Below are 21,767 nucleotides of genomic sequence, written 5' to 3'. Positions count from 1 at the left end.
TCAAAAACGGTCAACTGGCGCTTGACCGGCCCGTGGCCGCCCAGTAGCGAAGCGTGTCTCCCGAATGGCCGAGGTTGCGCGACAACTGATCAGCTGGGCGCACGCTATCGAGAAGTCCCCCGCACGCTTCGATTGCCCTACGCGAACCCGCGTTGGTCTCGTCGCACGTAATCAGGACGTCACTGAGCCCCACCGGGTCGTCGGCATACGTGAGCACTTCCCGCAGAGCAGCCGACGCTATCCCTTTCCGGCGTTCCGACGGCCTGACCCCATAGCCGATATGACCACCGACATCGGCCAAGAACTCATTCAAGCTGTGCCGCAACTGGATAGCACCGAGATACCTGCCGTCTCGAACGATCCACCAGTTGGTTGCCGGGACAATGTCGGGCCCCGGCAACGCCTCGGGCTGCGCCAACAACTCCTGCACCCAGTGCCCGAACCCATCGCGGGAGGCAAGGTCGAGATCCAGACGTTGCGCAACTCCCAAGGCCGAGCCGGGCTGATCCGCCTGCGGTCCGCCCCACTCGTCACGCGACTCCAACCAGGACACCCACAAGGCCTCGTCAGGCGCAACCAAATCGACTGTCATAGCAGCGATGCTACGTCGCACCCGCAATGGTCGAGACTTCGCCTCAATCCATCGCAAAAGCACATAGTGTCGATGTATGAGTGGACGATTCACAGCTGGGGTCTTTATCGTCGTCGTCAGTGTCGTCGCCGTTGCGTTGGTTTGGACCGGCGTTCGAGACTATGAATCTTTCACTCCACCGGTCGCGACGGCGGTCGATCGGGCAGACTGCCTCGCCCCTGATATCACCGCCGCGCTCGTAGCCCCCGAGGCACGCGACAGCAGCATCGCACTTCGCCCCGAGGGAAGTGGTTACCCGCCTCCTGATTTCAGCCCCGTTGCCGTTGTTCGATGCGAACGCGGAGAAACGTCCGACGGTGGGTTGACCATCGACTCCATACGCCTCGAGGGGGACATCCACGCGGTGGACGATGCATTCCGCGAACAGTCTCGTCGATTTCCTGCCAACGTCCGGGCCGACTGCGCGTACCGTCTCGTCCCGCCAGCCGGTTTGTGGCTGGTAGACGAAGCAGGAGCAGCCATACGCCCTACCTGGCCGACCGCGCCCTGCGGACTGCAAGAGAAACCACACGCAGCCCTGAGCCAACTACATGAGATCAGCCGCGCGCAGCATCCGGTCGACGGCATCTCCTCCGATGACGCCGGAACCTGCGCGGAGTCGATCGGACAACCGTTCCCGACGACCACTGAAGCTGACATGAGTCGCATGGCAGAACACGAAGACACTCACGCGCGCCCACTGACGGAAACAGCTTTGGCTACACCGATTTCCGACGTCGGCAGACTACTGGTGTGCCGCTATTCCACCGAACCGCCGCTGCCCGAGTCCCGAATCCGCTTGTCACGCCAGCAGAGTACTGATCTGATGGAGGTTGCATCCACCGCGCCACCTGCAGGCCCATGCGATCTCGTCGCCCATCACATCGCTTCGATCGACGTACTTCGTCCCGACGGATCGGGCGGCACGCGGATGGCAGTCGAACTCGACGGATGCCAACGCGTAAACCTCCTCGGACAACGTCAATTACCGCCCGCAGTCATTGCGCTCCTGTTGCAGTAGCGATGACCCACACCCGAGTTCATCGAGACTGATCGTAGAAAACCGACGATGAAATCACAGGTCTCGAATCGACGTGACGACAACCGGCCTGACCGGCTTGGGCGCCGCGCCGCAACTCGGTGGACGCGGCGCGAGTTCGGAGACTGCAGTCTCCACGGCCCATTGCCGGCCGTCCACATGTGCGACGACGCATGTCCCGTCACTCGCCTGCTCGATGACAGCCAAGTCGTCGATTCCGCAGGTTATTTGCTGTCGCACAGCAATTTCCGAAGCCTGCCCCGCAGGAGACCAACAACTCCGTCCACGCAGGCCTGGCAAATGGACCTGATCTCGGGAAGCCACCTCCACGGCCGTGACACTCTCACTTGCCGACAGACGGCCGTACGTATTGCCGCTCGGCAACAGGATCATCGACGGCGCGAATCGGTGCCCGCCGGTATGCGAACACTCCCACACCTGGGGTCCGAAGGACGACATCAGCGCTGCGGCGATCGGCCTGCCGAATACAGCGCAGCACTGGTCGCGCTTGCCGTGTGCGCAAACCAATACGACTGGCTCGGTCACTTGCTCGCCCAGTCCTGGTGGCGGCCCATCCAACAAGAAGAAATCGACGTCGAGTAATTCCATCGGCGAATCGATGTGCAACCTTTCACACCATGAGTCGCTCGGATCGGAGCGCGCAAGCAGGACGGTGTGTCCATCAGTCATCGGATCGGTGCGCCCGGGTCGCCGAACGAACATGATTCGTACGTTCGCTGCATCGGCTCGGCGGCTCAGCTCGGCGGCAAGCTCCTCCCCCAAGGCCGTACCGTCCAACACGTCACGACCCCACGCGGCATTGAATTCGAGGCATACCCAGCCCTGCACGACGGCAGCGCTGCCTGCCAGCGGCTCATCGACAGCAGACAGTGCGGAACAGGTTTCGGCTTCGATCACGAGGCCCATTGTGTCAGCCTCGCTGGGTGTCGATTAGCAAGTCCCTGTGGCCCAGTGACGCGGCAGCTCAATAGAACTTCTTGCCCTCCGCAAGCTGGTTCACGAACTTCTCGATCCGCCTGGCTCGCGTCTCCGGACGCTTTGCCTCCTGCAGTCGGTACGCGATGGTGAATCGGTTGGTGGAATTGAGCGTCGCGTAGAACTCACGAGCCTTCGGGTTTTCCGCGAGCGCATCGAGAAAGTCTTTCGGGACCTCGGCCTTGGCTGATCCCTCGTACGCGCGATCCCATCGACCGTCGGCCTTGGCCTTCTCGATCTCGGCGATGCCGGAAGGCTCGAGAAGTCCCGCAGCGTCGAGGCGGGCGACTATCTCGACGTTGCGTTTGGACCACGGACTCCGCGCGGTGCGTCGCGAAAACTTCTGTACGAAGAAATCGTCGTCGATTCGCCTTGCGAGGCTGTCGATCCAGCCGAAGCACAGGGCAACGTCCAACGCTTGGTCGTAGTCGATCGAACTGTGCGACGAGGTCTTCTTGGCCATTTTCAGCCAAAGGCCGGGGACCACCTCGTGGTTCTCGGACAGCCATCGACGGAACTCTGCTCCGTCAGCGAAGTATTCGGTGCCGAGTTCGACTGCCATCAGTGCTCCTCATTTTCGCGATACCCATACCCTGACAAAACCCTGCGACAAATATCCGAGAGTTCCGAGTGCGAGCACCCATTTGGCAATACTGACGGTCGAAGCGGCGCGAACCCTCGAGTCGGTGATCCTGTCGCGATGATCGAGGAAATGGAGTCCGACCACGTTCTCGACGTAGTCGCCGGCCGCCGACAGTACGGGCACTACGGCAAGGGCGCGCCGAGTTGCCGGGGAAAGGGGAACCCGCTCCCCGAGCCTCGTGCCCGCTGACCGCAAAGCCATCGCGTAGATCGCGGGATGTACGAAGTCGGGGTAGTAGTGACTACGAAATCGTGCCGTGGCCTCGTCGTCCATGGAGTCCAAGATCTCGACGTACCGGCGAGCGGAGAACGCCGTCTGCACTTCCAATACTTTGGGAGCCACCGGCCCGAGTAGGCGAGCAATATTCGCTTGTGAGACAACAAAAGCGGTGGTCCACAGTGCCATCGCCTTCGCAGATCCAGTTGGTGCCATGCCACGATCGTGCCATCTTCGCACAACAGAACGGAACGGCCCGACGGAAGAGCTCGCCGAAAATGTGAATGAGGTTGTAAAAAGCGGGCATCCCGTATCGATCATCGGTCCGATAGCGGGGAGCGCGCATGTCGCCCAAGTCCAACCCGACTGTTCTGTTCATCCACGGACTCTGGATGCACCCGACCACCTGGGACCCCTGGGCGCAGGTTTTCAACGCGCAGGGATACCCCACGATGGCGCCGGGGTGGCCAGGGGACGCGTCGACCGTGGGTGAGACGCGTGAACACCCGGAAGACATCGCGGGACACGGCATCGAGGACGTGACGGATCACTACGCCAAGGTGATAGCCGATCTCGACGAGCCACCGATCGTGGTGGGGCATTCGTTCGGAGGTTTGATCGCGCAGAAACTGCTGGGCCAGAAGTTGGCGACCGCGGCAATTGCCATCGACCCGGCTCAGCCCAAAGGGGTGTTGAAACTTCCCCTCGTTCAACTGGGCAGTGTTTTCCCGGTCCTGTCCAACCCCGGGAACTACCGGAAGGCGTACTCACACAACAGAGAGTCGTTCCACAAGTCCTTCGCCAGTGCCGTGTCCAAGGACGAGTCCGACGCATTGTTCGAGCAGTATGCGATTCCCGCCCCTGGTCGGCCGTTGTTCGAGGCAGCACTCGCCAACTTCGCGCCCCACAGCCCCGCTGCAGTAGATTTCAACGCCCGCCGCGGGCCACTCCTGATGATCGGCGGCGGCAAGGATCGCACAGTCCCGAAGGCCAGTTCGGACAGCTCGTTCAAGAAGTACGCCAAGGCCCCGACGATCAACGAATACAAGGTCTTCGGCGATCGAGGTCACTCGCTGACCATCGACCACGGCTGGCGTGAGATCGCGGACTACAGCCTTGCCTGGCTCGACAAGCAGGGCATGAGCCCGCCGCAAGGCAAGCACGAAAGTCAGTCTCAGCCGAAAGCTTGAAAACGACGGCGGTACACCTGCGGCGAGATTCCGAGATGCGTCGAAAATGCTCGTCGTAGGGATTCCGAACTGCCGAATCCCGCCAATTGCGCGGCTTCGGTCACCGAGTGGCCGGCATCGAGGAGCGCTTTCGCGGAGTCGAAACGGATCAACTCGACGTATTTGGCCGGCGTCGTACCGAGTTCTTCCCGAAAGAGCCTCGTCAGATGCCGTGGGCTCAGGTGCGCCAGGGCAGCCAGTTCGTCGACCGAGTACTCCCCCGCCGGATCGGCGGCCACCGCCTCGACCACTGCGCGAAGCGCGGGCACCCGGGGCCGCGGCCCGCTCAACGACGGCGAGAACTGTGACTGCCCACCTGGACGTTGGAGAAATACCACCAGAAGCTGTGCGACACGTCGGGCCATTTCTGCACCATGATCTCGCTCGAGCAATGCGAGCGCGAGGTCGATCCCGGCGGTCACACCCGCAGACGAGAACACCGTGCCGTCCTGGATGAAAATGGCGTCGGGAACTACCGTGATCTGCGGATAGGCGCGCGCCAGCGTTGCCGTGTGTTGCCAATGCGTCGTTGCGCGGCGTCCATCGAGCAGTCCACTCGCCGCCAGGATGAATGTCCCGGTACAGATCGAGGCAACCCGACCCGAACGTCTCGCCAGATCGCTCGCTGCCTCACGCAATTCCGGACTCACCGGCATCGACGGGAACACGTCGCCACCCATGACCAGCAACGTGTCGAAGGAACCGGAATCTGCGACGTCACAGTCGACCGGAATGCGCATGCCGGTCGACGAGTCGACATCGTGTCCACCTACCGAGCAGATCACCAACTCGTAGTTCGCTCCGCCGCGATTGGCCTCTGCGAACACCTCACTCGGACCTGCGACGTCGAGCAGTTTGACGCCGTCGAACACCAGGACGGCAACTCGATGCACTGCGGTCACGATCGCTCCCCTTCGTCCTGATCTGTGGACAGTATGGCCGAGATCAGGGTGCACCCGCGTGCGTGCTCGACCGACACTGGGACAGACCGAGAAATTCGCAGCAGCGACGAGCAGAGCAGGTACCGATGAACACGATCATTGCCGGTGTGAAAATCCCCGATTCGAAGATGGCTGCCGACGCCACCGAACTCGTCCGAGATACGGCGTCCGAGTTACTGTTTCACCACTCGCGACGCGTCTTCCTCTTCGGATCGCTGCAAGGCGCGCGTTTGGGACTGCACGCCGACCCTGAATTGCTATACGTCGGCGCCATGTTTCACGACCTGGGGCTCACCGAGAAATTCCGGGACAGTACGGCGCGATTCGAATTGGACAGCGCGGACGAAGCGCGGCGATTCCTCACCGGCTACGAAGTCGACGAAACCGACATCCGCAAAGTGTGGGAAGGCATCGCTCTACATACGACGCCCGAGGTCCCCTCGCGGCTGGAGCCCGAAATCGCCTTGGTGACAGCGGGTGTGGAGACCGATGTACTGGGAATCGGATACAGCGAACTCGACCGGGCCGACATCGACGCCGTCACCGCGGCCCACCCCCGTCCGGATTTCAAGAATCAGATCTTGAAGGCCTTCACCGACGGCTTCAAGCACCGTCCCGAAAGTACGTTCGGGACGGTGAACGCTGACGTACTCGAACATTTCGTGCCGGGATTTCGGCACATCGATTTTGTCGAGGTCATCCAGAACTCGGCTTGGCCCCAATAGAATTCGCAGTCATTTGGCCGCCTCACTCATCGCAGCGGCATCTTCTGCCCCGAACTTTTCCTCGAGGGTCTCCGGCGAATAGTCGAGGTCGATCTCGGCGACGTCGCGCCCGCGTGCAGACTCGATCGCCGAAAGTCGGCGCTGTGCACGGTCTGCGGCATACTCGAGGAACTCCTGATTGTCCAAACCGAACGGCTGCACCTCGAATTGATCGTTGACCCAGTTGATCATTCCGAGGGCCATGGGCATGAGTTCACCCATCCGCTGCTGGACGACGTCCCAGTTGTGATCGTCGGCGGCGACGTGCCTTCGGCAGGTGAACGTCCCCCAAGCCATGTGCCGTCGTTCGTCGTCACCGATCTTTCGCACCAATTGCTGCATGCCAGGGAGGATTCCGCGCGTCGCACAAACTTTCTGCCAGGCGTAGTAACCCGTCAGCGCCAGACTGCCCTCGATGACGTGGTTGTACGTGACGCTGGCACGCACCTGGTTGACCGGGCTGGGGTCTGTCTCGAGAATGCGTAGCGACGACGGCAGCTCCTCGTAGAACAGTTGCCGGTAGTACGGATTGTCAGCGACGTAGGAATGCAGGTCACTGGTCAATCCCACTTCGTCCATCCACAGCCGAAACACCTGGGTGTGCTTGGCTTCCTCGAAACAGAACTGCGTCAAGTACATCTCGTCGCCGAATCGTCCCTCGGTCGACATTGCTTTCATGAACGGTTGAATGTCTTCGGTGACGGCTTCTTCACCGGCGATGAACTGCGCACACAGGAAGGTGGCGCTGCGCTGTTGTTCGCTGGTCAGCTCCTGCCAGTCACGGGCATCCTGCGAAAAATCGAGGTCGGTTGGGTTCCAGAATTTGGCATTTCCCTTGGTGAACAATCGGAGTGGGAACGAATCCCAGTTCAACCCTCCCGACCGAAGAGAACTGAAACCTTCTCGCCCCGGCGAGGTGACAGTCATGACATTCCTTCTTCCCGAACCGAAGACAGATGCCCCACCAGCATGCCCGCAGAACTGAAACGTGAATCAGTTTTGACGAAATTCGATCTATTCCTTCAGGGAAACCCCCTTGGTCTCCATCACTGCGAAGAGCTTGGCGTTCATCTGAGCTGCCAGATCCGGCCGATACGAGCCGATGTTGAGCGGATTGGCGAGATTGTTCAGTTCCAAGGGGTCGGCTTGTAAGTCGTACAGTTCGTATTGCGGCGCAGCAACTCCCGCAGGATCGAAGTACATCGTGTACTTCCAGCGACTCTCGCGTATGCACCGAATGTGGTTGGGCTGCGTGACGATGTTCTGACCGTCGGGCGTCGCACAGTTCTGATCGTCGTAGGTGAACAGAATCGTGTCCTGAACCTGCGTGCTGGGACTTTGCGGATAAGCGGCAGCGTCGACGATGACCGGTGTCAGATCGGTACCCAGGAAGTTCCACGATTGACGCGCAGGCGCTTGGGCGAGCGTGGCGAGAGTGGGCATCACGTCGATCAACGACGCCAGGGCGTCGGTGCGAACGGGTTCGGGAAACAGCAAGGGGTTGCTGATGACCAGTGGAACGCGCAGTGTTTCCTCGTAGGCGTTGAACACTTTCTGCCGCAAACCTCCGTGGCTCATCCCCATCTCCCCGTGATCGGACATCCGAACGATCACCGTGTCGTCCAGCATCTGTGGAGTGGCTTCGATCGCGTCGAGCACGCTGCCGATGTGTTCGTCGACCACCCTGTGCATATAGGCGTAGAAGTTGATGTAGTTACGCGCCTGATCGGGTCCGAGCAGCGGCCCGAGCCCGGCTGCCAACAGCAGTTCCGACTGAACCTGGGCTGTCGGTTTGTGATTGAGCGCCAGGATCTCGTCGAAGGTGGGCGGCAAGTCGATACCCTGCTCGAAGGCGCCTGGCGCGTCCGATCCGTAGTTGTCGCACGTGCCGTTCATCGCGTTCCACGTCTGGGGGTACGCGAGGACATCGTGCGGGTTCACGAACGAGACGATCAGCGCCCAAGGCTGTCCGGATGCGACTGCGGGTCCGGAGAGAAACTCGACAGCTTCCTCGGCGACACGGCGATCATGGTCTGCGCACCCGCCACCGAAGTGATCCGGATTGGTGTCCTGGCCCGCGTCCGGCGGAATCCACCCCTCGAAGCCGAATCCTGCCACGTCCGCGCTTGTCGGATCACCACCCTCGACGCCTTTGCTCAGATGCCATTTCCCCCGGTACTGGACGTTGTAGCCGGCCGACGCCAGCAGCTTTGCCATGTTCTGTTCGGAGACCTGCAACTGGGGCTCGGTGGGTGAGACAGTGCCACCTTCGGTGAGCGTTCTGGTGACCCCGTGCTGCGCGGGGTAGAGGCCGGTGAAGAACGTACTGCGACTGGGCGAGCACATCGCGGTGTTGCACACTGCCTGGTCGAAACTCAGCCCGTGATCGGCAATCCTCTTGCGGTTGGGCAGATTCTGTTCAGCCCAGCCTTGTGGCCAGTACATCGGCCGGCGTTCCTGATCGGTGATGATGACAACGATGTTGGGTTTCTGCGGAAACCGATCGGCGGGTGCTGCTTGTACCGGCACCGCGCTCACCGCGCCGGCCGCGACGTCTGCCACTCCCGCGAGGACAAGGGCACCGACGCCACCGAGGAACGTCCGGCGCGGCAATGAATGACAATGCGGGGCTGGAACGTTCTCTGGGTTCACGGGCGTCGTCCTCTCGGAGGCGTTGTCGCCCCAGAGTTGACCGAATCACTCTTCGCTACACATGCGCGAGCAAACTGCCCGTGCGCTGATCAGTTCGATAACCCGATCCGCACAGCGCAGCGGATCCGGTGTCCGGCCGATACCGAGGGTGTCGACTATCGAAATCGTCCTTCGCACATCAGCCTCCTCGACACCCCACGACCAACCGAAGTCGTGATTCCAGAGCAGAACTGCGTTCTTCCCCGGATGGTGCCTGGCATGAACGGGAAGGACGATCACCGCATCCATGCTCGGCCCCTGCGGCCATCGGACGGTCTCACCGTGAACGGACCGTGCTACCGCGTCGACGTATTCGTGTGCGGACCAGTCGTTGCCGTTGGTATGCATGGAAGTACATTCGGTGCCACACACGTTTCGGATGGGTTCGTGGCATCACCGATCGAGTATTGCGCTTTCAGGAAATGAACGGCAACACAACGGATTCGAATTGGCGATGACCGTCGCGGTGGACACTGTGGCCGGTACGGAAAGAGACCAATTCGCAGCGTGCGACGGTGGCTGCAACAGCGTCGAGGCGAACAGGATCCACCATCCCGCCCAGACCTCCACGCAGGAACAACATGTCAGCCTCGATGAGCGGCAACCGATCCCACCACTGCGGATCCGGCCGGCGGAACTGCTCGAGCGCGGACCGCGTCATCGAGCGATCGAACGTCAACGCGGCTCGCGGATGCCGCACCAAACTTGTTGTGGCGTGCCACAGTTCTGGGACACTCGGCAATTTCCTCGCGAACACCTGTTCCGGGTCACCCGCACGTAGTGGTAACGGCGCTTCCTCGATGACCAACTTCCGCACCGCAGTGGGACGTTTCTGCGCGATCAACGACGCCGCGTGCCCGCCGAGCGAGTGGCCGACCAGGTCCACCTGCTCGAGTTCGAGATGATCACACACGTCCATGACGTCGTCCGCGAACTCCTCGAACAGATACGACGACGCACGAGCGCTCCGGCCGTGGCCGCGAAGGTCGACCGAGACAACTCGCCGGTTGCGTGATCGCAAGGTCCGCGCGAACTTGTCCCAGGTACCGCTGTCGCCGCCCATCCCGTGCACGAGGACTACCGGAGGCAGATCGGCCACACTGGGATGCGAGCCGGAATCGCGGTAGCTGATCTGGACCCCGCCGGCACTTCGTACGTTAGCGACACTCACGAGTTCCCAGGATAGACCCGTCCTCACGGATTGCTGACGCGGTCAGCCGAGGCTGCAACTCCCCTGGTCGCGTGACCTCGTCGTAGCGACCGAGTCCGATCCTCGCGATGTTTCGCAGCGACTCGCTTGCATCGGCGAAGTAGCCGCAATGCCCTCGAACGGCACCGGTACCGAAAACAATGGCTCCGTGCTGCGCCCGAACTGGAGACGGGCCGTGCCCGATGTGGCCGATCTTCACGCGTGGGAAGTAGCGGATCCAGTCCGACGGACCAAGCGCAGCCCAGAGATTTCCGGCAAAGCACAGGTCTTCGCGCGAACTGGTCCCCATCCCCGGACTACCCAGCACCACGCAATCGTCCACTCGCGCCGACGGGAGAGCGAGTCCGCACACCACGGCCCCGTAGCTGTGCCCGACGAGCGTCACATGCGCCGATCGCGGCAGGATACGAGTCAACCGCGCCAGATCTATCGCACCAAGTTCTGCAAGTGTCCGGGAGAACGACTCGAGAAATCCCCACGGCGTCCGATAACCGACCCACACGATCACCGCGACGCGGTCGTTCGGCCCGAGCGTTCGGAGCATCCTTCCCAGTGTCCATCCGCTCGCCCGTGGTCCTGTCGGACGGTTCTCGTCGAAGTAGTTTCCCAGTCCGTTGTCGTTGCCCGGCACGAAGATCATGATGTGCTCGGCTGTGGCGACATCGCCGAACACCTCCACGATCCGGCCTTCGCCGGACTCGTCGTATGCCAGAAGTTGTGCGTCGCGTAGCTCCATCGGCTCGTAGTGAAGTCGATCGGTTCCGGAAACGTCAGCTCGACCCGCCGTTTTCATGACACTCCTCGCGAAGAGTTGCAACGACGAGAATCATTGCAACAGTGAGTTTTTGAATGTCATCAACGCTAAGCGCCCGATGGCGTCAGTGCGATGGCGCCAGCGCCCCTACTGTTCGTACAGTCGACTCGACCATGTCCGGTACAGCTGGCTGTACCTGCGAGCTCATTCGTACACGCCCTCCACCGACCATCCACCGCCTTCACAGATCATCAGCAACGCCCGCGATTCCTCCAACAGCACCTGAGCCCGCGCGGCCGTGCGCGCCGAGGCTGCGTCCCACCATCGCTCGTCCACCGGCCAGGGCCCGGCCCATCCCTGCACTGCCCATTCCTTGCTCCCCCACTTCAGCCTTCCCGGCGGCGAGCTGAAGACACCGCGCTCAGTGACGTACACGGCGTTGCCGGCCACATCCTCCAGCCATACCTTGGGATTGTCGACGAAGATCGACCCCGGAGACGGCTGCGGCAGACGACCAGGCCACGGGGCTGTCGGATCATGAGCAGCTACCCGCTCGTCACCCAAGGGCAACAGGGTAATTCGCTCCGAGGGCCCTCGACCACCGCTCAGGACACCGACCTGAACCGATTCGCCGCCCAGAAGACCTTGCACGCGCACCAATGCTCGCCTGGCCCGCTCCTCCTCGTCGCCGACACCGCCCCACAGCCCCAACTGCAAAGCGCCGGCACTGACCACCTCCACCGGTTCCAGACGCAACACCGCTATGCCTGCGGTCGGCCGGGTCTCACTGCGCCCGGTGAGCCAGCCGTCCAGTTGCCATCGCACTCGATCGGCCGTTCCCTCCGGTGTCAGAGGTTCGGCGCAACGCCAAGTCCGAGAAAGATTTTCACCGTTGCCCGTGCTGGCCGAAATCGACAGGCGGGTGCACGCCACTGCGGCAGCCGACAATTTGTCGTGCAGGAGACTCGCCAAGGCGCGCCCGGCAAACGCTGCGGCATCCACCCGCTCGATCGACGGATCGTAATGCTGCTCCACTTCCAGATCCGGCGGAAGCGTCCGCGCCGACGGTGGCCGCTCGGGTTCACCGCGCGCCGCACGATGCGCGAGCACCGCATCGGCCCCGAAACGCGAAGCGACGTCCACTGCCGGTAAATCCGCGAAAGCACCGATGGTTCTGATCCCGAGCCTGCGCAGCAGATCCACCAACTCCCCGCGATGCGGCGCAGACAGACTGGGCTCGGCCGCCAACTCCGGCATGGGTAGCGGCGCCAGAAACCGTGCCCCCTCCCCCGGCGGCACCAGCGCTGCCCGGCGCGCGGCAATGACCGCTGTGGACAGTTGATCCGCCACACCCACCTGACTCTCGACGCCCGCAGCGGATGCCTGATCCACCAATCGTTCCGCCGCGGCTTCCTCCGAACCGAAGTACCGACTGACACCTCGCGCACTGAGCACCAACAAACCGGGACGGAGTACCTCGACGCCCGGTGCCACCGCATCGATGGCCGCGGCGACCGGCTCGAACAATCTGGCGTCGCGTTCCGGATCTGCCATCGCCACATACAGTTCCGGGCAGCGGGCCTGCGACTCGCGTCGGCGCAGGCCTCGTCGCACTCCCTCCGCGCGGGCCGTCGCCGAACATGCGATCACCCGATTACCCGAGGTGACCGCGACAGGATGCGTGGCAGGAAGATCGGCAAGCGCTGCCGCTGCCACCGCCGGCCAGTCCGGGCACCACAACGCCAGAACTCTGCTCACAGTGACACCACCCGCGACGACACCACCTGCTCCGACACCACCTGCTCCGACACGGCCTCGACCGGCCGGGAAGGTACCCACTCGACCCGCCCGGCTGCACTACAGATGTCCAGACGCGTGGTCCGGGGCTGGAACGAGCGCCCCCGAGCACGAACCGCGAGGCTCAGGGAACTGAGCCGACCACGCCCCAACTCACGGCCCTGACCGAACCCACCGTAACCATGAACCCGAGCGTCCAACCGAACTTCGGCCCCGTCCCAGTGACCTTCGGTGACAACAAGAGTCGAGCCCTTGCTCCGGGCGCGCGCCACCACCGCTCGCGCACGCGACGGGGATACCGACGCACCCGCCAATCCCAGAATCACCAGATCCATACCGTCGAGCAGCACAGCAGCGATCTCGACCGGATCCGGCCCAGGCGCCGGAATGAGCGCCAGACGTTCCAGTTGCGCACCCATCTCGTACGCCGCCAGCAATCCCAGTCGAGGTTGCCCGATGACTGCCACATGCCCCCCGGACGCCGTCACGGACGCGACCAATCCCAAGAGCAAGGAAGCAGCGCCCTCGACGGACACCACGGTTCCGCGCACCAAACCGCCCTGCGGTAGCAATGCCCCGATACCTTCCGGCACTGGGAGAACACCAGCCTTGTGCGCGCGGTCCACGACCGGTATTTCCCGGTCGGCAACACTCTCGAAGGCTGCTGCACTTGTCCCGGAAACACCAGCCACGGAAACACTCGGTCCCGAAAACGACGTATCGCCGCGAGAGGGAATGGACGCGATCTGTCGGCGGAGCTGTGCCAGCCGATCCTGACGGGACAACCCCGCCGCATCTGCCGACAGCTCCACCAACTCGGTCACCTCGGTCATCCCCATCCTCCGGAACACCGGAAAAACTCACTCGGCAGCAATCCATAACCAGCCGGCAAACCGCGGGGAAGTCGGGTCTGACATGCATCCAACGAACAGCAATTTCGAACATATTTTCGAACTGTTTTCAGTAAACCGTGTCACCCCCGACACGTCAAGCAGAGCAAAAAACCCAGTTCACAGGAGCCTCGAGCGTCACAGTGGCATCAATCCATTAACCTTGAGATGTGACAGCTCAGGAGCAGACCGGGAGGGGCATCGGGCCCGAATACCTGCTGGCGGGGCGGTACCGACTCCGCTCCAAGATCGGCGACGGAGGCATGGGCGCCGTCTGGCTGGCCCGCGACACCCTCCTCAGCCGTGACGTCGCGGTGAAACAGGTCACAAGCACGGAAGGCCTCGACACCGAAACGGCCGAAGAGGTCCGTGAACGTACATTGCGCGAAGGCAGGAACGCCGCAAAGCTCACCCACCCCCACTCCATCGCCATGTACGACGTCGCGATCGAGTCCGGTGAACCGTGGTTGGTCATGGAGTACTTCCCCGCCCGCAGCCTCGCCCAGGCGATGAACTTGGCCGACACGTTGCCACCGCTGGAGGTCGCGCAGATCGGCGCGCAGATCGCTGCGGCGCTCACCGAGGCGCACGCCGCCGGCATCGTCCACCGCGACATCAAGCCCGGCAACATCCTGATCGCCGACCGAGGCAAGTCTCTCGGCACCGTCAAGATCAGTGACTTCGGCATCGCCCGCGCAAAGAGCGACGTATCCGACACCCAGGACGAGGTCATCACCGGCACTCCCGCGTACTTTGCACCCGAAGTTGCCCGCGGCGACGATCCCACCGAGGCCAGTGACGTCTTCTCACTCGGGTCGACGCTCTACACGGTGATCGAGGGTCAACCGCCCTTCGGCATCGACTCGGACGCCATCGCTCTACTGCATCGTGTCGCCAAGGCCGAGATCTACCGACCCACCAAGTCCGGACCGCTCACCGACGTTCTCCTTCAGCTCCTCGAGCCGGACCCCACCCGTCGGCCGACGATGGCTCAGGCACGCGACGCGCTCGCTGCAGCCGCGACGGGCGGTGGCACGATCGAGCAGTTGATCGACGCTCCCGTCTACTCGTCCGAAGGCGCCGTGCCGGCGTGGGCTCACCGCACCACACAACTCGCCGACCCACACCGCCGCAATCGCCTGACCGGCTCCACGATCACCGGACTGCCTGCAGTGCAACAGAACACGCCACTGCGGAACGTCCCCAGCCCCATGGACATGTTCTCCTGGCCGCCGCGGATACCGACCGGCCCCGCCGATGCCAGCACCCGCGACAAGGTAGTGGCCTGGGCTCCCCTCGCCATGACAGGCATGGTTGCCGTCATCATCTTGGCCGCACTGATCGTCGTCATCCTGGTATTCACGGCCTGACCGGACGCTCTACGCGGGCAGAATGTTTGCGTTGAGGTGAAACACGTTGTCCGGGTCGTACTTCGCCTTGACGGCGGACAATCGCGCGTACTTCGCCGCACCGTAGGACGCTCGCACTCGGTCCTCGTCGACATCAGTCATGAAGTTGACGTACCCGCCTTGATTGGACGAGAACGGACGCAAGGCTTCCCAGGTCTCACGCACCCACGATCGATCCAATTCCAGTGTCCCGGCATCGGTGGCCGTAGCCGTCATGTTGCACACGTAATGTGGTGTGCGAGAACCACCGAACGCAGTGTCGTCCTCGCCGACGGAGGTGAAAGCTCCCTGCAGCGGAAAGATCGGCATGAAGGACATCGGCGACGATTTCTTGCCCGCTTGCTCGGTCAGAACATCGATCACGGCGTCGGAGAAATCCACCAGGTCCAAGGCCTTCTCATAGGCGTATGCACCCCATGGTTCCGATTCGTCGAGCATCGACTGTAAACCGATGTACGGGAGCGGGGTGACGAACTCGAACAGCGTCGGCACGCCCTCTCGAATCGGCGCAATCGCGTTCGAGTGTTCCTCTTCCGATCCGAAACCGGCTACCAGCAACGCGTATCCGGGCAGCAGGTGAAACTGATCCGGAACAAACGGTGCCGGAGGCGCGGACAAACCGACGGCAACCATCGCTCCGGCATTTCTCGGCAGGGCAGGCACCACTTCGCGGCACAGACGAAGCGCTGCGGGTCCGTCCTCCATCCCCCAGAAGAACAGTCCCAGATGCACTTCCGGACCGATCTCGCTCAGACGGTACTCGAACTCGGTGACCACTCCGAAGTTTCCGCCGCCGCCGCGCAGCGCCCAGAACAAGTCGCTGTGATCGTTCTCGGAGGCCCGCACGATCGAACCGTCGGCGAGCACCACCTCTGCCGACACCAGATTGTCGATCGCCAGGCCGAGCGTGCGCGTCAACCACCCCATGCCGCCGCCGAGGGTCAGGCCACCGACGCCGGTATCACTGATCACTCCACCGGTCACTGCCAATCTGTGTTCCTGCGTCGCGGCGTCGAGGTCGGCAATCGTCGCACCACCACCGACCCTGGCTCGCTTCGCGGACGGGGCGACACTGACTACGTTGATCGCACTGAGATCGATCATCACACCGCCTTCACACACCGAGGTACCTCGGTAGGAATGCCCACCACCTCTGACCGAAACCTCCAACGAATGGGCTCTGGCAAATGCAAGTGCCACAGACACATCCGACGCCGACCGGCACCTGGCGATCACCGCCGGACGATGATCGATCTGCCCGTTCCAGATCGACCTGGCGTCGTCGTACTCCGGATCTCGGGGGCTGAACACAGAACCCGTGATCGCCGATTTCAGTGGCGCGAACTCGACCGTCGTCATCATGCACCGCCCTCATCGGGTGTCGCGGTGAGAAGCAGGTACTCCCACTCCATCACGAACGGCTCGCTTCCGCTGCCGTACTTCTTTGCCAACTCGAGCAGATCGCGATCGAGCGCCTGCGTGCGGTCAGGATCGCCGGCGATGTTCCGGTACACCGCGATGGTCGGGCCGTAATTCTTCTTGAAGAAATCGCGGAAATCTTCCGGCCCGCTGAATGTGTCCACACGAAGTACGTCTTTCCTTGCGGCAACATCGCCGAGCAGATCACGAACATGGTTCTCGTCGCCCCACAAAGGCGCCGGCTGCGAACCAGGAGGCGGGGGCGGTGCATACGGCTTCATCGTTTTGAACATCTCGCCGATGAACCCCGTCGGAGTCCAACTCAGCACTCCGATCTTTCCGCCGGGTCGGCATACTCGCAAAAGTTCGTCCGCGGCGCGCTGATGATGCGGGGCAAACATCACACCGACGCACGAGAGCACTACGTCGAACTCGTTGTCGCCGAACGGAAGAGCCTCGGCATCGGCCTCCTGCCAATCGAGTTCGACACCCGCGAGCGCCGCGGCCTCCCGTCCTGCCACGAACAGTTCGGGAGCCAGGTCGGTGGCGATCACCTGCGCACCCAGCGCAGCCGCCGGAATGGCGGCGTTGCCGGACCCCGCCGCGACGTCGAGCACCCGATCTCCTTTCTGCACGCCGCATTCACGCACCAATACAGGTCCGAGTTCCGCGATGACCTGCGTCGCCACCGCCGGATAGTTACCGAGCCCCCACATTGCCCGGTGCTTGGCCTTCAGCTCCCGGTCCAACCCGAGAGTCCCCGTTGATTCACTCATTACCGTTCTCCTTCAATAATTTTCGTACTCGGAGCCCGACAGCGTTCATGCCGTTACTCCGACGCTACGACGACGGTTCGCTCCTCTCCAGTACGAAATCTGTACCGGAGCACCCCGGAGGCCTACGATCGAGAGATGGGGTCCTCGTACCACCAGTTCTGCCCCGTCGCCAAGGCGATGGAGCTACTCGACGAGCGGTGGACACTGCTTCTCCTCCGCGAACTGATCATGGGAAGCGAACATTTCAACGATCTCCGCCGCGGGCTGCCGCGAATGTCACCGACTCTGCTCTCGACCCGGCTTCACCAACTCGCGGTCGCCGGCATCGTGGAGCGAGAAGAAACCGACTGTGTCGTCAGCTATCGTCTGACCGACGCCGGCCGCGAACTGCGCCCTGTGGTCGAAGCTCTCGGCATCTGGGGTACCAGGTGGATCGGTGAACTGGGCGACGAAGATCTGGATCCGAAGCTGCTGCTGTGGGACATGCATCGCCGCGTGGATCATTCCGTGGTGCCTGAAGGCAAGACCGTGGTGCACTTCGCATTCTCCGGAGTACGTGGACATTCGCGGAACTGGTGGCTCGTCATCAATTCCGGTGAGGTGGACATGTGCGATATCGATCCGGGTTTCGACGTTGCAGTGTCGGTCTCTGCGGGCTTGCGGCAGATGACCGAGATCTGGCGAGGTAACCTGACCTGGTCGGACGCCATACGGTCCGGTGACGTCACCATTTCTGGGCCTACTGCGTTGCGTCGTAGCTTGCCTTCGTGGTTCGAGCTGTCGACTTTCGCGTCGATCCCGCGCCCCGCGTAGCGCGCGCTCACCAGCCCCGTTCCGTCCTGTTACAGAGCTGTTGCAGACCGTGACACCGTCGACGAACGGTGACCACCTGCCGGTGACACTGACCGAGAAGTCTCTGTTGTATGCCCAGCCACCGCGGAATCATCCGCTTCGTCGCACTCGGTGCAGTCGTGCTCGGTGCGGTCGCGCTCAGCTCCTGCTCGTACACAGAAGAAGCACAACCGAAGAGCGGTAACTACCTTGCCACTCAGCCTGATTCAGGACCCTCAGGCGGCGAGATCGAGGACGGCATCAGCTTGCAGGACACTCATGTGCCCGCGCTTGCTCGTCTCGATTCCGCACTGCTCGCGGCGCTCCAGTCGGCAGCGGCCGACGCACAGGCATCCGGCGTGGACATGCACGTCACGTCGGGTTGGCGGTCCGCGGCATACCAGCAGCGACTGTTCGACGAAGCCGTCGTCAAGTACGGCAGCGTGGACGAAGCGTCCAAGTGGGTGCACTCGCCGAGCCTGTCCAAGCATGTCAGTGGACAGGCCGTCGACATCGGACCGACCGACGCCGATGACTGGCTCATTCAGCACGGCAGCGATTACGGCCTCTGCCAGACCTACGCCAACGAGATGTGGCATTTCGAATTGGCAACCACTCCTGGCGGGGAATGCCCGCCACAACTGAGCAACCCCTCGGACGAGAGAGCGGAAGGCTGATCATGACACGAGTCAAACCAGCGAGACTGATTGCCGCACTGGCAGTCTTGATCCTCGGAGTCGTCGAATTCGAATTGGCGGTCAACACCACCGGTGGTCAGATCGTCGACCAACAACTCATGGTGGGCGCGGCCACCTCCGAACGCCTCAGCGTGTTCTCCGCCGAGTTCATCGGCCTCGTCACCCCGATACTGATAGTGGGAGGAGTGCTCGTGGCGCTCATGATCACATTGCGCAACAACCCGATTGCGCTAGCTTTACGCGTCGTCGTCGTGACCCTCGGTCCCATCACGACGGCCTGGGTTCTCAAACAATCGCTGGATCGACCGGACCTGAACGGTCTGGTGATGCACAATTCCTTCCCCAGCGGCACTTTGACGGCCATAGCTGCTCTGGTCTGCGCGATCGTGATCGTCACGCCCTCGAGGTGGCGGGCGGTCGTTGCGGTCAACGGTGCGCTGATCACCATCGGAACCGCGATCTCGGTAGTCGTGCTGCAATGGCACCGCCCGAGCGACGTGATCGGTGCACTACTGCTCGTCGGCTGCTACACCCTCGCTGTGTCGGCATTTCCGTTGAACACCAGCGTCGCCCGGCATGCGGTGCTGGCAGACTCAGGCAACGAGCGACTCTCGCGAGTGTGACCCCTGTACCCTTGGCTGACCGAGATTTCTCCGACCGCAGAAGGCCCCTGATCATGGCGAGTCCAAGGTGAGCTCATGGTGAGCATTCTTTTCATAGAAGACGATCCAGCCGTGGCCGAGGCAATCACGTTGGGACTGAACCGACTCGGGCACGACGTCAGCCATCGCCCCGACGGTAACGGTGATTTCGACGACGCCCTGGGTGCCACGGACCTCGTCCTACTCGACCTCGGGCTGCCGGGTGCCGACGGTTACGAGATCTGCCGACGTATCCGCACCCGAAGTTCGATCCCGATCATCATTCTGACCGCTCGGTCCGACGACATCGACACCGTCGCCGGCCTGGAAGCCGGTGCCGACGACTACGTCGTCAAACCGGCCAGTCCGCGCGTCCTCGACGCTCGTATCAAAGCCGTCGTGCGGCGCTCGGCACCGGCAACGACGCGCCCGGATGCGACGCCGGGTGCAGAGACGTTCGGCGACCTGGAATTGGATCGGTCGTCGCTGCAGGTCCGCAAGGCCGGGATGCTGCTGACCCTCACCCCGACCGAACTCCGACTGATCCTGGCGCTGACCGAGAACCCCGGACAGGTCCTGAGCCGCCGACAGTTGTTGTCCGCAGCCTGGGACCAGGAGTATCTGGGTGATTCCAGAATCGTCGATGCAGCAGTGCAGCGGCTGCGCGGAAAGATCGAGGACGACCCGGCCGCACCGACCGTCATCGAAACGGTGCGCGGGTTCGGGTATCGCTTCAACACCAGCCCAGCCCGATGAGACCGACCTGGCTTCAGGTCGACGGTCTGCGAACCAGGCTCGTGCTCGTGTTCATCGCAATCGTCGTGATCATCGCCGGGGCAACCGCGGGTGTCGTCTCGTTCATGGCACGGTCGTGGATCTATTCCAACGCTCAGGATGTCGCGACCGCACAATTTCGCGACGAACTGCAATACGTCAACGGAACACCGGTAGACGAGTTGACGCCTGCCAACCTCCAACAGATCTTCCAGTCCGACATGACGCTGATCGTCGACGGCGAAGTCATCCGTCAAGGATCCGTGGATGCGGCGACCATTCCGCCCAGCTTCGACGAAGGTTTGGACAGTCCGAAGCTGATCCGTTTCGAGAGGCTCGACTCCCAGCGCATCATGTTGGGAATGTCCGTCAATGTCGTGGACATGAGCGCGGACGACAGCTACGACAACGAGACATTGGTCAAAGCCGTCACCATCCGGCCGCTGGTCGGAGTGCAGGACAAGTTCGACGACCTGCTTCGAGCTGTCGGCCTCACCCTCGCCGCCGGTGTGTTGGTGAGCGGACTACTCGGGCTGTGGATCGCGTCGACGCTTGTCCGTCCGCTCAAACGCCTGGACAAGGCGGCCGCCCGCGCTGCCGACGGCGACCTCAGCGTCCGACTCCCCGAAGACGGAGTAGCCGAACTCGCCCAGGTCACAACAACGTTCAACAACATGGTCGCTCGCAACGAAGCGGTCATCCGAGGTCTGGAAGAATCGGAAGAGCAGTCGAGAAGGTTTGTCGCCGACGTCTCCCACGAGCTCCGGACGCCGCTCGCAGCACTGGTGCCGGTCAGTGAGATCCTCCGTGAAGAGATCCCCAATCTTCCGCCCGACGCCGCCGCTGCCGCGCGCATCGTGAGCAGTGAGATCGGCAAGCTCACTCGACTTGTCGAAGACCTCATCGAAATGTCTCGCCACGACTCTCAGCAAGCGCACCTCGTCCTCGACGACGTCGACCTCGTCGAATTGACCGAGCGCACACTCGAGAGCCGCGGATGGACAGACACCGTCGAACTGCGCGCACCCGAAAGTGTCAGCGCCAGAGTCGATTCGCGTCGGATCGACATTGTCGTCGCCAACCTCGTCGGCAATGCACTGCGCCACGGAGCGCCCCCGGTTCGCGTCGAGTTGAGCGTCGAATCCGGTTTCTCCGTCATCACCGTCGTCGACCACGGCCCCGGCATCTCACCCGAAGACCGGCAGGCGATCTTTCGGCGGTTCTACAAGGTCGACACCGCGCGCGGACGCAGCGAGGGCAGCGGACTCGGACTCTCGCTCGCCGTCGAGAACGTGCACCTGCACGGCGGCACCATCGGCGTCGACCAGGTGGATGGTCGCACGGTCTTCACGGTTCGCCTGCCCCGTCGCTGACCCCTTCCCGAGCGAACGTACCTTTCGGCGCACCCAAGGCGATCG

General features: G+C 62.6%; 23 protein-coding genes. 9 read left to right on the top strand and 14 right to left on the bottom strand.

Annotated features, from left to right (window positions below):
* Positions 1-10 precede the first annotated feature (10 nt).
* On the bottom strand, positions 11-592 hold the full coding sequence (locus tag QRN54_RS07380) for a GNAT family N-acetyltransferase (RefSeq protein WP_285181803.1): 582 nt from the start codon (positions 590-592) through the stop codon (positions 11-13).
* 76 nt (positions 593-668) lie between these two features.
* Here QRN54_RS07380 and QRN54_RS07375 point away from each other — a divergent pair, with 76 nt between their 5' ends.
* Complete coding sequence (locus tag QRN54_RS07375; protein WP_285181802.1) at positions 669-1,652, top strand: hypothetical protein; 984 nt, start codon at positions 669-671, stop codon at positions 1,650-1,652.
* A gap of 54 nt (positions 1,653-1,706) precedes the next feature.
* On the opposite strand, the gene QRN54_RS07370 is transcribed toward QRN54_RS07375, so the two are convergent.
* Genes QRN54_RS07370 through QRN54_RS07360 form a run of 3 tightly spaced genes read right to left on the bottom strand, consistent with a single transcriptional unit; the run spans position 1,707 to position 3,741 of the window.
* Positions 1,707-2,597 (bottom strand): ferredoxin family protein, encoded by an 891-nt coding sequence (locus tag QRN54_RS07370; protein WP_003940919.1) that lies wholly within the window; start codon positions 2,595-2,597, stop codon positions 1,707-1,709.
* 58 nt (positions 2,598-2,655) lie between these two features.
* The gene (locus tag QRN54_RS07365) at positions 2,656-3,228 is read right to left on the bottom strand and encodes a YdeI/OmpD-associated family protein (protein WP_007727476.1); all 573 of its coding nucleotides are present in this window, start codon (positions 3,226-3,228) and stop codon (positions 2,656-2,658) included.
* 9 nt (positions 3,229-3,237) lie between these two features.
* Positions 3,238-3,741: a hypothetical protein gene (locus tag QRN54_RS07360; RefSeq protein ID WP_042449832.1), complete on the bottom strand. Its 504-nt coding sequence runs from the start codon at positions 3,739-3,741 to the stop codon at positions 3,238-3,240.
* Between the two features lie 128 nt (positions 3,742-3,869).
* Between QRN54_RS07360 and QRN54_RS07355 the strand changes: the two genes are divergently transcribed.
* On the top strand, positions 3,870-4,715 hold the full coding sequence (locus QRN54_RS07355; RefSeq protein ID WP_042923446.1) for an alpha/beta hydrolase: 846 nt from the start codon (positions 3,870-3,872) through the stop codon (positions 4,713-4,715).
* On the opposite strand, the gene QRN54_RS07350 is transcribed toward QRN54_RS07355, so the two are convergent.
* Complete coding sequence (locus tag QRN54_RS07350) at positions 4,700-5,656, bottom strand: GlxA family transcriptional regulator (RefSeq protein ID WP_007727480.1); 957 nt, start codon at positions 5,654-5,656, stop codon at positions 4,700-4,702. The two genes, QRN54_RS07355 and QRN54_RS07350, sit on opposite strands and share 16 nt — an antisense overlap.
* Positions 5,657-5,781: 125 nt before the next feature.
* Between QRN54_RS07350 and QRN54_RS07345 the strand changes: the two genes are divergently transcribed.
* The gene (locus QRN54_RS07345) at positions 5,782-6,420 is read left to right on the top strand and encodes an HD domain-containing protein (RefSeq protein WP_030535114.1); all 639 of its coding nucleotides are present in this window, start codon (positions 5,782-5,784) and stop codon (positions 6,418-6,420) included.
* Between the two features lie 9 nt (positions 6,421-6,429).
* Here QRN54_RS07345 and QRN54_RS07340 read toward each other — a convergent pair whose 3' ends face one another.
* From QRN54_RS07340 to imuA', 7 genes are all read right to left on the bottom strand, one after another.
* Positions 6,430-7,386, bottom strand: a complete 957-nt coding sequence (locus tag QRN54_RS07340) for a R2-like ligand-binding oxidase (RefSeq protein ID WP_003940790.1) — start codon at positions 7,384-7,386, stop codon at positions 6,430-6,432.
* Between the two features lie 87 nt (positions 7,387-7,473).
* Entirely contained in the window at positions 7,474-9,111 is a 1,638-nt protein-coding gene (locus tag QRN54_RS07335) for a sulfatase family protein (protein WP_042923441.1), read from the bottom strand.
* A gap of 45 nt (positions 9,112-9,156) precedes the next feature.
* Positions 9,157-9,498, bottom strand: a complete 342-nt coding sequence (locus tag QRN54_RS07330) for a DUF6292 family protein (RefSeq protein WP_007727485.1) — start codon at positions 9,496-9,498, stop codon at positions 9,157-9,159.
* A 67-nt stretch (positions 9,499-9,565) separates the two neighbouring features.
* Positions 9,566-10,321: an alpha/beta fold hydrolase gene (locus QRN54_RS07325; protein ID WP_030535116.1), complete on the bottom strand. Its 756-nt coding sequence runs from the start codon at positions 10,319-10,321 to the stop codon at positions 9,566-9,568.
* Positions 10,308-11,153: an alpha/beta hydrolase gene (locus QRN54_RS07320; RefSeq protein ID WP_058226413.1), complete on the bottom strand. Its 846-nt coding sequence runs from the start codon at positions 11,151-11,153 to the stop codon at positions 10,308-10,310. The genes QRN54_RS07325 and QRN54_RS07320 overlap by 14 nt, the downstream gene beginning before the upstream one ends.
* Positions 11,154-11,318: 165 nt before the next feature.
* Positions 11,319-12,872 carry a DNA polymerase Y family protein gene (locus tag QRN54_RS07315; protein WP_058226536.1) on the bottom strand — a complete coding sequence of 518 codons (1,554 nt, stop codon included), beginning with the start codon at positions 12,870-12,872 and terminating at the stop codon, positions 11,319-11,321.
* Positions 12,869-13,744, bottom strand: a complete 876-nt coding sequence (imuA', locus tag QRN54_RS07310) for a DnaE2-dependent mutagenesis accessory factor ImuA' (RefSeq protein WP_285181801.1) — start codon at positions 13,742-13,744, stop codon at positions 12,869-12,871. The genes QRN54_RS07315 and imuA' overlap by 4 nt, the downstream gene beginning before the upstream one ends.
* A gap of 227 nt (positions 13,745-13,971) precedes the next feature.
* On the opposite strand from imuA', the gene QRN54_RS07305 reads away from it, so the two are divergent.
* Entirely contained in the window at positions 13,972-15,171 is a 1,200-nt protein-coding gene (locus QRN54_RS07305; protein WP_003940952.1) for a serine/threonine-protein kinase, read from the top strand.
* 9 nt (positions 15,172-15,180) lie between these two features.
* Here QRN54_RS07305 and QRN54_RS07300 read toward each other — a convergent pair whose 3' ends face one another.
* A complete protein-coding gene (locus QRN54_RS07300) occupies positions 15,181-16,572 on the bottom strand; it encodes an FAD-binding oxidoreductase (protein WP_285181800.1) in 1,392 nt (463 codons plus the stop codon).
* Entirely contained in the window at positions 16,569-17,405 is an 837-nt protein-coding gene (locus QRN54_RS07295) for a class I SAM-dependent methyltransferase (protein WP_007727495.1), read from the bottom strand. Before QRN54_RS07295 ends, QRN54_RS07300 begins: the two co-directional genes overlap by 4 nt.
* 135 nt (positions 17,406-17,540) lie before the next feature.
* On the opposite strand from QRN54_RS07295, the gene QRN54_RS07290 reads away from it, so the two are divergent.
* From QRN54_RS07290 to QRN54_RS07270, 5 genes are all read left to right on the top strand, one after another.
* Positions 17,541-18,218, top strand: a complete 678-nt coding sequence (locus QRN54_RS07290; protein ID WP_003940889.1) for a winged helix-turn-helix transcriptional regulator — start codon at positions 17,541-17,543, stop codon at positions 18,216-18,218.
* Between the two features lie 110 nt (positions 18,219-18,328).
* A complete protein-coding gene (locus QRN54_RS07285; protein ID WP_003940687.1) occupies positions 18,329-18,913 on the top strand; it encodes a M15 family metallopeptidase in 585 nt (194 codons plus the stop codon).
* 2 nt (positions 18,914-18,915) lie between these two features.
* Positions 18,916-19,557 carry a phosphatase PAP2 family protein gene (locus QRN54_RS07280; RefSeq protein ID WP_042449719.1) on the top strand — a complete coding sequence of 214 codons (642 nt, stop codon included), beginning with the start codon at positions 18,916-18,918 and terminating at the stop codon, positions 19,555-19,557.
* Between the two features lie 75 nt (positions 19,558-19,632).
* A complete protein-coding gene (locus tag QRN54_RS07275; RefSeq protein ID WP_058039028.1) occupies positions 19,633-20,331 on the top strand; it encodes a response regulator transcription factor in 699 nt (232 codons plus the stop codon).
* Complete coding sequence (locus tag QRN54_RS07270) at positions 20,328-21,722, top strand: sensor histidine kinase (RefSeq protein WP_003940854.1); 1,395 nt, start codon at positions 20,328-20,330, stop codon at positions 21,720-21,722. The genes QRN54_RS07275 and QRN54_RS07270 overlap by 4 nt, the downstream gene beginning before the upstream one ends.
* The last annotated feature ends 45 nt before the right edge of the window (positions 21,723-21,767 follow it).

This window comes from Rhodococcus sp. MEB032, from assembly GCF_030208925.1.
In the GTDB taxonomy this organism is placed as follows: Bacteria; Actinomycetota; Actinomycetes; order Mycobacteriales; family Mycobacteriaceae; genus Rhodococcus_F; species Rhodococcus_F qingshengii.
Note: the sequence above shows the minus strand (reverse complement) of the source record. Positions and strands in the feature narration are given on the sequence as shown.

Bases quoted from the DNA above. Each gene is read 5' to 3' on its own strand.
- QRN54_RS07365 (WP_007727476.1), bottom strand. From the start codon at position 3,228: ATGGCAGTCGAACTCGGCACCGAATACTTCGCTGACGGAGCAGAGTTC.
- QRN54_RS07330 (WP_007727485.1), bottom strand. From the start codon at position 9,498: ATGCATACCAACGGCAACGACTGGTCCGCACACGAATACGTCGACGCG.
- QRN54_RS07345 (WP_030535114.1), top strand. From the start codon at position 5,782: ATGAACACGATCATTGCCGGTGTGAAAATCCCCGATTCGAAGATGGCT.
- QRN54_RS07300 (WP_285181800.1), bottom strand. From the start codon at position 16,572: ATGATGACGACGGTCGAGTTCGCGCCACTGAAATCGGCGATCACGGGT.
- QRN54_RS07360 (WP_042449832.1), bottom strand. From the start codon at position 3,741: ATGGCACCAACTGGATCTGCGAAGGCGATGGCACTGTGGACCACCGCT.
- imuA' (WP_285181801.1), bottom strand. From the start codon at position 13,744: ATGACCGAGGTGACCGAGTTGGTGGAGCTGTCGGCAGATGCGGCGGGG.
- QRN54_RS07380 (WP_285181803.1), bottom strand. From the start codon at position 592: ATGACAGTCGATTTGGTTGCGCCTGACGAGGCCTTGTGGGTGTCCTGG.
- QRN54_RS07275 (WP_058039028.1), top strand. From the start codon at position 19,633: ATGGTGAGCATTCTTTTCATAGAAGACGATCCAGCCGTGGCCGAGGCA.
- QRN54_RS07280 (WP_042449719.1), top strand. From the start codon at position 18,916: ATGACACGAGTCAAACCAGCGAGACTGATTGCCGCACTGGCAGTCTTG.
- QRN54_RS07320 (WP_058226413.1), bottom strand. From the start codon at position 11,153: ATGAAAACGGCGGGTCGAGCTGACGTTTCCGGAACCGATCGACTTCAC.
- QRN54_RS07370 (WP_003940919.1), bottom strand. From the start codon at position 2,597: ATGGGCCTCGTGATCGAAGCCGAAACCTGTTCCGCACTGTCTGCTGTC.
- QRN54_RS07355 (WP_042923446.1), top strand. From the start codon at position 3,870: ATGTCGCCCAAGTCCAACCCGACTGTTCTGTTCATCCACGGACTCTGG.
- QRN54_RS07375 (WP_285181802.1), top strand. From the start codon at position 669: ATGAGTGGACGATTCACAGCTGGGGTCTTTATCGTCGTCGTCAGTGTC.
- QRN54_RS07285 (WP_003940687.1), top strand. From the start codon at position 18,329: ATGCCCAGCCACCGCGGAATCATCCGCTTCGTCGCACTCGGTGCAGTC.
- QRN54_RS07290 (WP_003940889.1), top strand. From the start codon at position 17,541: ATGGGGTCCTCGTACCACCAGTTCTGCCCCGTCGCCAAGGCGATGGAG.
- QRN54_RS07270 (WP_003940854.1), top strand. From the start codon at position 20,328: ATGAGACCGACCTGGCTTCAGGTCGACGGTCTGCGAACCAGGCTCGTG.
- QRN54_RS07340 (WP_003940790.1), bottom strand. From the start codon at position 7,386: ATGACTGTCACCTCGCCGGGGCGAGAAGGTTTCAGTTCTCTTCGGTCG.
- QRN54_RS07295 (WP_007727495.1), bottom strand. From the start codon at position 17,405: ATGAGTGAATCAACGGGGACTCTCGGGTTGGACCGGGAGCTGAAGGCC.